Source organism: Prevotella melaninogenica ATCC 25845 (assembly GCF_000144405.1).
Classification (GTDB): Bacteria; Bacteroidota; Bacteroidia; order Bacteroidales; family Bacteroidaceae; genus Prevotella; species Prevotella melaninogenica.
In genome coordinates, this window is sequence record NC_014371.1 from 1142174 (window position 1) to 1155439 (window position 13266).

Below are 13266 nucleotides of genomic sequence, written 5' to 3' on the forward strand. Positions count from 1 at the left end.
ATAATAGATGTTTTTACTTGAACCCACACCTCAGCCTAAGCCGAAGTGTGGGTAAGATGTATAACCTGTGATTAGTTGATTACTTTCGTTGTGCTTGTTGTACCGTTGCTATACTTCATTTGCTTGATATACACGCCACGGCTCTGTGACTGACTTGTCTTTGTACCGTTAAGGCTGTAGTAGTCTACAGAAGCAATGTTACCGTCCTGCGCCTTTTGTATGGCTGCGATAGCGTCTGCAGTCTTAGAAACAATGACATACACACCGCCCTTCACTGTAGGGAAGCTGATTTCGTCATCATTGATTCGCTTTGCCTTAACCGTCTTTCCGTCAGCAGTCGTCACCTTATAATCCTTTGCTACGTTAGTATATTTCACAATACAGGTTGTACCCATGTTTGAAACAATCTGTACCTTCGTAGCCTTCGCAGCAGCCCAATCAATGTCAACGGTGAAGTTGCCCACTGCCTTCAAGCCCTTCACTGAACCCTTTTGCCAGAATGTTGTTGGCAAGGCAGGGAGAATCACGAGCTTATCATTATGACTCTGCAGGAGCATCTCGGCTACACCGGCTGTATAACCGAAGTTACCATCAATCTGATAAGGTGCATGAGCATCCCAGAGATTCTCATAGATACCACCTGCAGCCTCGTTTGTTCCGGTGTCCCAAGTCTGCTGTAAAGCACGCTTGATAAGGTTATGACAGTGCTGACCTTCGTAGGCACGGGCATTAAGGTTTATCTTATGACCGAGTGACCAACCAGTTCCATGACCATCACCACGAGCTATCAGCGACTGACGAGCAGCCTCAAAGACGGTCTTATCGGCATCTTCACTAATCTGCGTACAAGGATAAAGCCCCATCAAATGAGAGATATGGCGGTGTGCCTTATACTCGTTTACACCGATTTTGCTTGGGTTATTAAACTGTGAAGAGTACTTCCATTCACGAAGATAAGTCTGTCCATCAGCAGGATTTACCTCTGTATGGCAACCGTCATCGAGCTTAGCAAAGTAGGTTGCAAGCGAATCACGGAACGCCTTTGACACTACATCATCACCGAGAACCTTAATCGCCTTGCGTGTGTTATTGAAGAGGTCCCAAACCAACTGCTGGCTGTGTGCGGTAGCATTCTCCGTTGGTCCGTGTTCTGGCGACCACTCATTAGGACATTCATAGGTGCCGTCAGCAGCCTTCACAAGTTTCTTAAACCAATAGTCGACAGCCGACTTCATCGCAGGGAATGCCTTTGCGCGGAGGAAATCCTTATCCATTGTGTAGGTATAATGCTGCCAGAGGTGCTGGCAATACCATGCATTAGCAACGGTATAGGTGTTGGCAAAGGTAGTACCAGAGCCATAGATGTTATTCTCTGTTGGTAAAGTCCAACCTGTATTTACGTGACCCATGTCCTGTGCAAAGCGACGCCATGTAGGTTTCACACATGCCTCACGATAGATATAATCGAGGAATGGGCGGTGAAGTTCAGAGAGGTTGGTTGGCTCAGCAGGCCAGTAGTTCATCTGTACGTTGATATTCGCATGGATATCAGAGTGCCATGCTGGTGTGTTGTTGTCGTTCCAAATACCCTGTAAGTTAGCTGGGAGCGATACGCCACGGCTTGAACTGATGAGGAGGTAACGACCATAATTGAAGTAGAGTTCCTCTAAGAAGAGGTTGTCATGCTGGTTGTCACGATAGCTGCTGATGAGCTGTGGGGTTGGAATATTGTTCTTAACATCACTGAGGGTCAGCTGACAACGATCGAAGAGCGACTTATAATCGGCCTTATGTGCTGCTAACAAAGCATCGTAACCCTTGTTCTGTGCATCATTCACTGTCGCTGCTGCACGACCTGCAAGGAGGTTAGCTCCAGACACATATGTCGGTGCGTCGGGGTCGAAGTCCGTCAAACCACGGAGATAAACAGTCATACTATTGGCACCATTTACCTCAATAATGCCCTTTGCATTCTTAGTAATCGTACCGCCATCTGTCACAATGCGCGCTGCACAATAATAGCTCTCTGGTGTTGTTGCGCCATGATCATCTTGGCGAGCGACCTGACCATCAAAGGTAATCGTTGCCTGATTGTTATTGTCAACGGTATAACTTACGTTACGTCCGTTCTGATTCTTCAGTGTAAGGGTTGTATTGATTTTACCGTTCTGTGAGGCTGTATAGCGAACTACCACACAGCTATCAGGATTGCTTGCGAAGTAAGTACGACTGTATGCCACGCCATCCATCGTATATTTCACACCTGCTACGGCATCGTTGATATCAAGGTAACGCACGTAGTCTGTTACCTTTGACATTCCACGACTGCGGATATAAAGGTTACCAAAGTTAAGATAATAACCATAAGCAGCCGTACTCGTCAGCCCACCGAGCTTACCGCTCCAAAGGGTCTTATCGTTAAACTGTACGTCGTCAATGGCAACATCGCCCATCAAAGTTGCACCAAACTGACCATTTCCGATAGGAAGACAAGAGGTCATCCAGTTCGTTGCGGGTTTTGTATACCAAAGCGTATATTTGTTGGCAGGATTAAAAGTAGTAATACCTGACACTGGGACCAATGCTTCTGCTGGTACGAAGCGCACTACATTACCACCATCGCCTAAGTCCCAGAAGCTGATTAACCTACCTTCACCAGCACCTTGGAACATATTAAAGAAGTTACGTCCTGTGGTTGACTTACCAATCTCGAAGCCACCCAATGAGTTATTTGACTCCACCATCGTAAAGAGCGTATCCTTCACATTGTGGGCCTTTGCTGCGTTGACGTATGAATCGCTGATATAAAGAATCTTTCCACTCTTGCTAACAAAAGAGTATTTGCCGTCTTTCTCTGATACACGCCATAGCATGTCATCAAGATTACCATTATGCAATGAGGCTGTTTGGCAGGTTGCCTTATCCCCCTTGGCACTCAAAAGCCAGTTACCAGTCTGGAACTGGATGTAATAATAAACAGGATTTGCAGCTGTTGAGATGACTGGCATATAGTATGGGAACTCCATGTCATCCTTGCTAACAAAGGTCAACACGTTGTTGATGTCGCCCTTATCCCACAGTCCAATCTCTTGTCCAGCCCTAATCTCTCCCACTTGGTTCATCGCATGACTGTTAGTAGAGTCTGGTGCCAACTCGAATGCACCTGTTCCAAAGCTGGTATTCATACTCTGGAAGATGTGGAATGAGGTGATATCTGTAGCCTTAGTAGCCGCCATAAAACGCGAACTATAAGGATTTGTGCCATTGACATAAAGGGTACGACCGCTCTTACTTACCAACTGGTACTTCTTATTACGACCAAAGTTCTCTGCTGCTACCACCTTCCATAACTGGCGACCTCCATTCATAACCTGTGGAACGGCAGTAAGGCACTTTTGCTTTTCGCCCTTGTCTTCCAACACGTTGTTAGAACGAAGATACTTAACGTAATACCAATGCTCATTGCCTTTGGTACTGATGCGAGGATAACCTTGTGCAAAAACTTGTCCGACACATACGACAGACAAGAGAAAAGCAGCACAAAGACGCTTACAGATGTTCATAAAAAGAAATTGTGATAATTATTTAATTATTAATGTTGAACAATAAGACGAAAAGGAGGCCGTGTTAGTATCGTTAACTCTCCACTTACCCATGAAGTGATGCCATGCTGCGTTCTCTCACATATTGAGGATATTATTTGTATTTCTGTCGCTGCTAATAGATGTTAGTTCCTACTTGTTAGGCTTTACTTTTGGCTTTTTCAAAGGAAGGCTTCTTGTCTTTAAGTTTATGGCAAATATAAACATATTCTTTTAATTATTCATTGTTATAAATACAATGTTTTATATTTTTAACCATTATAATCCGATAAAAATTAAATGATTTATGTCCTTATGCATAGTCATCTTTAAGTTTCCTATTACTATTAAAGCCTAAACTGGTTGTTTTATTATCGAGTATCTTGCCTATCATTACAACAAAGGCATAGCGAATTACGTCAAGTTACAAAGATAAGTAAAATATTGATGAGAAAATAAAATAACCATTTGCAGAGCATTCAGCGCCCCGCACCATATGTGCGAAGCATCCGCACACGATGTGCTAAGCACCGTCACCACAGCATTAAGCCCATACTTCACCTTTCAGAATTGATACTTTATACTTATGATCACCCATGTTGGAAACGCTGAAGAAGACTGAAGATATTTTACAAAGCTATATATAAGGTATATACCGAGTGGAACACCCTCCGTATTTGCACCCTTTAATATCATAATCAGCCATTCCGTAGTAAGATTCACTTATACTTTCTCATTATAAAATATAACGAAATAGTTACTTTTTTATTTGGAAGTTTATAACTTTATTGTTACCTTTGTAGCGTCATTCAGACAAACAGTGAGCATACAACAAACAGAGCAATGAAAAAGGTTACAATTATCGTTGAACAGGCTTCTGATGGAAGTTACTGGTGCAGAACAGCTGAGGATATTGCAGGAATAGGTCTCAATTCATGCGGTGATACTGTGGAACAAGCCAAGCAGGACTTGATAGACTGCTATCAAGAAGCTAAGGAAGACTTGGAAGAGCAAGGTAAGACTATGCCTGTCGTAGAATTTGTTTATAAATATGATTTACAGTCATTCTTCAACTATTTCAGTTTTCTCAACGTTACCGAAATAGCCAAAAGAGCTGGTATCAATCCGTCTTTGATGCGCCAGTATAATAGTGGTATCAAAAATGCTGGTGAGAAAACCTACGAACGATTAGCAGCATGTTTGGACGGAATAAAGGCGGAACTACAAGCGGCATCTTTCTAAGAACCGCAGGTTTTCATTATATAAAAGACTCTCTAAGCCTCTGGTGCGTGAAGCATCAGGGGCTTTTTTGACGGAATAACGAGTGGACAAGTGAACCAGTTGATTGTAGACAGGGTAAATGAAGACAAAGCAACAGGGTAAGTTGACGAGTTAACGAGTAGACGAGTTGACAAGTTGCTTGCAAAGAGAGACAAAGTAACAAAGGAACAAAGGGGGTCAAGTAACAAGTTTACGAGTGGACAAGTGAACAAGTTACTTGTTATAAAGAACAATTTGTTCTTATGTTACTTTGTCTCTCTTTGCAAGCAACTCGCTAACTTGTCTACTCGTTAACTTGTCAACTTAACAACGCAATCAACTCGTTAACTTGTCTACTCGTTTACTCGTCCACCCGTTGACTTGTCCACTCGTCTACCTGTTAACTACCCCTCCTAACCATAAATGCCCCTAAGGTGAAGGACTTCTTCTTGTGGTTATAGACCTTGAGAGAATACATACCGTCGGACAGGGAACCGATATATAACTGGTTGTTTCTTACCGATTTAGCGTTGACAATGCGGAGGATGACACCCTGCAAAGAGAGGATTACATAACGATCGGCATCCGTTAGCTTTGCTGCAGCAGGGAGGGTGAGCGTGTTACCATCATTAGCGAGCAGTGTAGCAGGAGACTTCGAAAGCGATGTAGACTTCATATTCTCCTGTAAAGCAGGCGTTTCAAGTCCGTAACGGTCCATACCTCTGACCGCAAAATAGAGGTTAGGATTCACGTTCTTCAACTGCAGCGTCTGCCCAGTATAACGTGCAAAGAGCAGGTTTCGCGCATCCTCAGTATCAACAGGATAGGTGTAGCTGGCGTATATATTATAATAAGGAGTGACCGCCTTCCACCTCAGAATCACCGACTTATCCTCTCGACGTTCTACCAATGAAGAGTTGACAGCATATGGCATGGCAGCCGTTGACACAACACCCTGCATCTTATGAGGGAGAGAAAGCGTAGCATTAAACTGCTTCTCAAAGTCGTAGACACCCTGCTTATTAGCCGTGAGGAAGTAAGAACGGAAGTGAGCATGTCCCACTCCGAGGTCACGACTGACGTACATCTGGCGGGTGAGGTCGCCCAAAGTCCAATTACCCTCACGTGGATCGAGGAAGTAAGTACCCAAACCTGTCACTATCTCACGCTTATAAGCATTCTCAACCCAGTCTGCAACAAAAGGATAATAGTTGTCGCCACGGAAGTATTGCATCGGATAGAGCTGGTCCATCAACCCTAATCTCATCCACTCCTGCGCCTCTTGTGAAACACGGTCGTGGGCATTGAAATTCTTTGAACTATAACGACTGAGGTCGGCATGCTTACCGATTGGCGAGCACGACATCTTCACCCATGGTTTGATAGCCTTCACCTCATCATGAATAGCACGTACAATGGCTGTAATATTGCTGCGACGCTGGTCGGGCGTATCGCCATCACGGTAAGAAGGACGTGGCCATCCGTCAGGGTAGCGGATATAGTCGAGGTTGATACCGTCCACATCATACTTTCTTACAATCTCTCCACAGACAGAGGCAAGGTAAGGGGCAACACTCGGATCGGCAGGGTCGAGATAAGAACCCGTTGAGAAGTTTCTAATTCGAAAGCCCTTCTTCATCAGCGTTCTACAGCCCAATGAGTTTTTTGCACCCACCGGAATCGTCGCTATCCATGCGTGAATTTCCATGCCACGTTTGTGACATTCCTCTACGGCAAAGCTGAGTGGGTCGTAGCCATAGCCCGGTGCCCTACCCTCAACGCCAGTGATACACTGGTCCCATGGCTCAATATCCGACGGATAAATCGTAGCTGCACGCACACGTGCCTGCAAGAGTACAGTATTGATATTCGCCTTCTGGTATTTATCGAGAATGTCAATAAGTTCCTGCTTTTGCAGTTTGATGCTCTCTTCCGACCGTGCGTAATTCTTCGGCCAATCAAGACTGGCAAGTGTCGTAAGCCACACGGCACGCGTCTCCCGCTTCGGCATTCGCTTCGTAAGATAGTCGGAGAGATTCGTCTGTGCTTGTGTTGTCATCGTTATTACGCAAAGGAGCGTAAATAAAAAAAGCTTCTTCATATATGAAATGATAATATACGTGAATTTGAGCGACTAATTAACCTGAGTTCAATGGGGTATAAGTATCTGTAAATTCAGTGATTAATGAAATTCTACCCCCTTATCCTGTGCGCTCTAAAGAACTACAAACAGAAACCACAATAGCCACCGAGGGCAAAATTACTAAATTATTTCGTATGGCAGATGACTTCTATTCGTTTTTTAATATATTGTGACGAAATACACGTTAAATCCACGCTAAAAAGCGGTTTATGCGGAAGGAGGAGTGATAAAGTCTGTTTGCTTCAGTCATTTAGAACGATAAGGCTACTACCTAAGTTTAGGACATCTGACGAAATGTCACACAGAGAAACGGAGTGTACGGAGGTTTTATTTAAACATACACAACCTACAGAGGCACCGATGGTGCAGAGAGCAAAGGAATATAAAAGCAATATTTAATCCCTTATCAGTTGAGAATTGTAAACTATTTTCATGCAGTTCAAAACCGACACATGCTCTTTTGGCTTCTTAAAGACGCCTAATTGGCTTGCAAAAGATGCCCTTTAAGAGTCTTACTAACGCCCTTTGGGAGCCTTAATAAGCACCTTTTGAAATCCCTTTTTGCAAATACTTGATAACAAGCAACTTACAGTGACACTAAAACAGTTCACTTTTAAGCTATTCTCCTACCTTTTCTTCGAATATTTTGTCAATATATTTCTTCGCCTTACTACGCTAAAATTCACTCGGAGGAACGGAGGTTATGGAGGTTTTATTTAAGGGTATGTTGCTGACAGAGGCACCAATGGTGTAGGGAGTGAAGGAGTATAACAGCAATGTTTATTGGGGAAAACAAATGACAAAGATATTAGAAGAAAATCATTTGCTATCTAAAATTAGGCTAATTAGACTAATTAGGACTAATTAAACTTATTGTTCTCATTGACCACCCAACACCCATCAGCCATCACCTAACACCCTTTCTGCCTCTTGGAGGATTTCCTTATGGTCAAACGCTAAGTCGGGAAGTTCGGTCAAGGAGAACCACTTTGCTTGTGCAGCATCATCCAAACCGCTGACTTCTGCAGGTTTGTCAAGAATCGTGTAATAAGCCACGGTGATGATACGCTCACGTGGATCACGGTCGACAGCATCAAAGATACCAACACGATGCAGCTCGCCAACCACTAAACCAGTCTCTTCTTTCAACTCACGACGAGCAGCATCAATCGTTGTCTCGTCAATATCCATGAAGCCACCGGGGAATGCCCATTTCCCCTTACAAGGTTCGTTTTTCCGCTGTATCAACAGCAGTTTCATCCCCTCATCAGTTCGGGTAAAAACAAGACAGTCAGCCGTTACGGCTGGGTGTGGGTAATTGTATGTGTACATTAGGTGTATTCTTGATTTATAAAACTCCTTTCTCTTTCATGTATTCCGTCAAATCTTCCATCAGATAACGAGAGCCGAATGTATGCAAGACATCGTAAGAAGGCACAATATATTCATCCAGTATACCAGAGGTTTTCAACCTACGATACACTTCTTGCTGTGGTAGTTTCAGCATTACTGACAACTTGCCAATGCAATAAGTAACAAACTCTAATGTCTTTTGATCCATATCATTACTCAACTTAAAAACAATAAGCTTATAAGTAGGGCAAATATACAAATAATATATGAGATTGAACATTATCTTACAGAATAATTCTCTGATATGAATATTTAAGCAATAAAAAGTATGAAAAATATTCTTTCCGTTTGAGTATTCTATCCATTTTTTTCTTACCTTTGCGCTCAATGGAATTTAGAACAATTGTCAACATCCCCCGTCCAACATTTGAGTTGGAACCTTGTGAGCGGATTCTTTTTGTAGGGTCGTGCTTTGCCGACAATATTGGTAAGCGATTCGAAGAAGAGAAGTTTCGTGCCATGGTAAACCCCTTCGGTGTGATGTATAACCCTGTTTCAGTACTACATACGGTGAAGAAGGTGGCAAACCATACGTTTGACACAGCCGTATTCACATTGGGAACAAACCATGTCTATGTGGAGCGAGCTACAGGCGAGATTGTTGACAACTGCCAGAAACGTCCACAACGAGAGTTTGAAGAGCGCGAACTTACGGTTGAGGAGTGTGCCGACGCACTGCGCGAGGCTATCACCCTACTACGCCAAGCGAATCCAAAGGTCAATGTCATCATCACGGTCAGCCCTATCCGTTATGCCAAATATGGCTATCACGGAAGTCAATTGTCAAAGGCTGTGCTGCTGTTGGCTACCGACAAGGTGATTAAGGAAGAAGGAGAAAGGATCTATTACTTCCCAGCCTATGAGATTGTCAACGACGAACTGCGCGACTATCGTTTCTACAAAGCAGATATGCTGCACCCCAACGAGCAGGCTGTAGAATACATCTGGGAACAGCTTGTGGCAACCTGTTTCTCTGCAGAAGCCAAACAGTTTCTGGAGGAATGGCGACCTATCAAAGAGGCATTGGCGCACCGCCCATTTCATCCAGAGGCTGCGGCTTATCAGGATTTCATAAAGAAAACAAAGGAAAAAGCCAAGATGTTGGAACTAAAATATCCCAATATAGAATTGAATTTATAACTATGGAAGAAATGAATGACAAGCAGATCGAAGCACTGCTGAAAGCACATGGTATTAGACTGACCGCAAATCGCATTCTCATAGCACGAACACTGTCAGGATTGGACAACCCAGCCTCTATAAAAGAGTTGGAAGCAAAGATTCAAACGATTGACAAGTCAAATATTTTCCGTACACTATCATTGTTCAAACAGCAACATTTAGTACATCAGATGGAAGACGGAAATGATATAGTGCGCTACGAATTATGTCTCAGCGATGACGATGAAGAAGATGAAGACATGCACGTACACTTCTATTGTGAGCGTTGCCATCGCACCTATTGCCTCAATGACATACACATTCCACAGGTCGAGTTGCCTGCAGGATACGAACAATCATCCATCAATTATATGATAAAAGGAGTGTGTCCTAAGTGCGCTCACCGATATTATATTAAATGATAAGACGAAAAAACAGCAAGGATAATACGCTGTATTAAGACTTTTCACTATCTTTGCATAAGAATAAAACAATTTAGATAGTAATGAATTATACTATTGAGAAAGTAACGACGCTCATTGGCGCACGCCGTTATGGTGATAAGGATGCAAATATAAGCTTTGTACTTACCGACAGCCGCTCTCTGTGTTTCCCTGAAGAAACATTGTTTTTTGCGCTCAAAACTGAGCGTAACGACGGACAGAATTACATCCCAGAACTCTATGCAAGGGGTGTGAGAAACTTTGTCGTGGAGGTAGTGCCTGAGGATTGGGCAACTCGTTATCCTGATTCTAACTTCTTGAAGGTGGTTGGTTCGCTGGAAGCTTTGCAGCGACTGGCTGAACGTCATCGCGATGAATACTTGATTCCGATAGTCGGCATCACGGGTTCAAATGGTAAGACGATGGTCAAGGAGTGGCTTTATCAGTTGCTTTCTCCGCAGATGGTGGTCACACGTTCACCTCGTAGCTATAATTCACAGATAGGTGTTCCACTGTCAGTACTGCTCTTAAACGAGAATACACAGGTCGGAGTGTTTGAAGCGGGTATCAGTCAACCAGGCGAGATGATGGCTTTGCGCGACATTATCCAACCTACTATCGGCGTCTTCACCACATTAGGTACTGCCCATCAAGAGAACTTCCCTTCCTTAGAAGCTAAGTGCCACGAGAAGATAAAGCTCTTCCACGACACCGAGGCAATCGTCTATTCTGCCGACAATGAGGTGATGGCACAGTGTTTAAGCCAGTATGATTATAAGGGTCAGAAGCTCGATTGGTCTGTAAAGAATACGGAGGCTGCCTTCTATATCAAAGCTATCGAGAAGAAAGACATTGAGACAACCGTTTCATACGTATGGAAAGGACAGACGGAAGGACAATATAAACTACCTTTCATTGACGATGCCAGCGTTGAGAATTCTATCACCTGCGCAGTCGTTTCACTCCATTTAGGACTCACCCCTGCTACTATCAGCGAGCGAATGGCACAGTTAGAGCCAGTCGCTATGCGCTTGGAGGTGAAGGAGGGACAGCATGGCTGTACGCTTATCAACGATTCTTATAACTCTGATTTCAACTCACTCGATATTGCACTCGACTTCATGAATCGTCGTCCTGACCATAAGGGACGTCGTCGCACATTGATTCTGAGCGATATCCTGCAGAGTGGTGACACAGATAAAGACCTATATAATAAGGTGGCTTTCCTCTGCGAGAAGCGTGGTGTTGAGAAGTTTATCGGTATTGGTGAAGGACTCTTGGCACAGCGTTCTGCCTTTAAGCATTTGGGCGAAAAACATTTCTTTGCTACCGTCAACTCCTTTATCCACAGCGATGTCTTCGCTAATTTGCACGATGAAGTAATCTTATTGAAGGGCGCACGACAGTTTGGATTCGACCGACTGACAGAACTCTTGGTGAAGAAGGTGCATGAAACGGTGTTGGAGGTAAACCTCAATGCTGTTGTTGACAACCTCAATTGGTATCGCTCTTTCCTCAAACCTACGACGAAATTGGTTTGTATGATTAAGGCTGATGCCTATGGAGCTGGTGCCGTAGAGATAGCAAAGACTTTACAGGATCATCGTGTTGACTACCTCGCTGTGGCTGTTGCCGACGAGGGTGTGACGCTCCGTAAGAACGGTATCACAAGCAATATCATGATTATGAACCCAGAGATGACTTCCTTCAAGACGCTCTTCGACTACGACCTTGAGCCAGAGGTGTATAGCTTCCGACTCATGGATGCACTCGTGAAGGCTGCACAGAAGGAGGGTATCACGGGCTTCCCTGTTCATATTAAGCTCGATACGGGCATGCATCGATTAGGCTTTGACCCACAGAAGGATATGGACGAACTGATTAAGCGACTGAAACAACAGAACGCTATCATCCCTCGTTCGGTCTTCTCTCACTTCGTTGGCTCTGATGCTGACAACTTCGACGAGTTCTCTGCTCATCAGTTTGCACTCTTCGATGAGGGTAGCAAGAAGCTTCAAGCTGCTTTCAGCCATAAGATTATCCGCCACATGGACAACTCTTCGGGCATCGAACACTTCCCTGAACGTCAGATGGATATGTGCAGATTGGGCTTAGGCTTGTATGGTATCAACCCACGAACAAACAAGACAATCAATAATATCTCTACGTTGAAGACTACCATCCTGCAGCTGCGTAACGTACCAGCTGGTGACACGGTAGGCTATTCTCGCAAGGGAACCATTGACCGTGACAGTGTGATTGCAGCAATTCCAATCGGCTATGCTGACGGCTTAAACCGCCATTTGGGCAACCGCCACTGCTACTGTTTGGTGAATGGTCAGAAGGCAGAGTACGTCGGCAACATCTGTATGGACGTAGCGATGATTGACGTTACTGGCATCGATTGTAAGGAAGGTGACAGTGTTGAAATCTTCGGCGACCACCTCCCTGTCACTGTTCTCAGCGATACGCTTGACACGATTCCATATGAGGTGCTGACGACTATCAGCAATCGCGTGAAGAGAGTTTACTTCCAGGATTAAGATAGAATTAGCTCGCTAAGCCCTCTTTTCTGGTTCTTCCGTTAAATGTGTGTATACTTTTCGTACTGATTTAACGGAAGAACTAAGGTTACTCATTAAACAAAAACATAGCTAAAACGGTTAACTATCTATCCTATTATTAGCCTCTGACACAGAATACCTTTTCACTTTAAGACCTCGAAAATCCATAGACAAGGATTTGAAAAATCATTACATAATTCCGTATAAGTCATCTATAAATGACTGTAAAAACACATATAAGGAGCAGACTTGTAACCATAAGGAAGTCAATCAGTTATAAAGTAGTAAAATGAAAGGTGCTTCATTGGACTTCAAAAGGGCGTTAGTTAGCGTCTTAAAGGGCATCTATTACAAGTCAATTGGGCGTCTTTTTGAAGCCAAAAGAGCGTATGTTGGTTTTGAACTGCACGAAAATAGTTTACAAAAAAAAATAATAGTACGAGAATAAGTTGTTTGTAGAAAACGGATATCCATCTCACCTAATTACGTTCCCCTAATAGTTTATTCCCTCTTGTAAAACCATCTCATTGGGGATAATCATACCATGTATGTGGATTAATCTTATTCTATTAACAATCTACGCATTTGACGGAAGCCCCTCTATTAGTGCTTAGTAGGCTAATTAGGTTTATACCGCTCGCCAAGTGAAAACTCATGATTGAGTTGGGAATAATACTTTTCTTCAACTAATTAACTATTAT

Annotated in this window: 8 protein-coding genes; 4 read left to right on the forward strand and 4 right to left on the reverse strand. The window is 43.5% G+C overall.

Translation table 11 applies throughout. The features are described from left to right. Window positions 1-71 precede the first annotated feature (71 nt). Window positions 72-3563: a glycosyl hydrolase family 95 catalytic domain-containing protein gene (locus tag HMPREF0659_RS11425; RefSeq protein WP_013265712.1), complete on the reverse strand. Its 3492-nt coding sequence runs from the start codon at window positions 3561-3563 to the stop codon at window positions 72-74. A gap of 861 nt (window positions 3564-4424) precedes the next feature. Between HMPREF0659_RS11425 and HMPREF0659_RS11430 the strand changes: the two genes are divergently transcribed. After that, entirely contained in the window at window positions 4425-4823 is a 399-nt protein-coding gene (locus HMPREF0659_RS11430) for a hypothetical protein (protein WP_013265677.1), read from the forward strand. Window positions 4824-5241: 418 nt separating this feature from the next. Here the strand turns inward: HMPREF0659_RS11430 and HMPREF0659_RS11435 are convergent, their stop codons facing one another. From HMPREF0659_RS11435 to HMPREF0659_RS11445, 3 genes are all read right to left on the reverse strand, one after another. Next, complete coding sequence (locus HMPREF0659_RS11435; protein ID WP_013265534.1) at window positions 5242-6942, reverse strand: glycoside hydrolase family 10 protein; 1701 nt, start codon at window positions 6940-6942, stop codon at window positions 5242-5244. Window positions 6943-7884: 942 nt separating this feature from the next. Continuing rightward, complete coding sequence (locus tag HMPREF0659_RS11440) at window positions 7885-8316, reverse strand: NUDIX domain-containing protein (protein WP_013265399.1); 432 nt, start codon at window positions 8314-8316, stop codon at window positions 7885-7887. Between the two features lie 16 nt (window positions 8317-8332). After that, window positions 8333-8545, reverse strand: a complete 213-nt coding sequence (locus HMPREF0659_RS11445; RefSeq protein ID WP_036924016.1) for a DUF3791 domain-containing protein — start codon at window positions 8543-8545, stop codon at window positions 8333-8335. Window positions 8546-8724: 179 nt separating this feature from the next. On the opposite strand from HMPREF0659_RS11445, the gene HMPREF0659_RS11450 reads away from it, so the two are divergent. The 3 genes from HMPREF0659_RS11450 to HMPREF0659_RS11460 all read left to right on the forward strand — a co-directional run bounded on the left by HMPREF0659_RS11450 (window position 8725) and on the right by HMPREF0659_RS11460 (window position 12544). Beyond that, entirely contained in the window at window positions 8725-9537 is an 813-nt protein-coding gene (locus HMPREF0659_RS11450) for a GSCFA domain-containing protein (RefSeq protein WP_044046127.1), read from the forward strand. A gap of 11 nt (window positions 9538-9548) precedes the next feature. Then, window positions 9549-9980, forward strand: a complete 432-nt coding sequence (locus HMPREF0659_RS11455; RefSeq protein ID WP_013265396.1) for a Fur family transcriptional regulator — start codon at window positions 9549-9551, stop codon at window positions 9978-9980. 83 nt (window positions 9981-10063) lie between these two features. Further along, window positions 10064-12544, forward strand: coding sequence for a bifunctional UDP-N-acetylmuramoyl-tripeptide:D-alanyl-D-alanine ligase/alanine racemase (locus HMPREF0659_RS11460; RefSeq protein WP_013265819.1), 2481 nt, complete (start codon window positions 10064-10066; stop codon window positions 12542-12544). Window positions 12545-13266 lie beyond the last annotated feature (722 nt).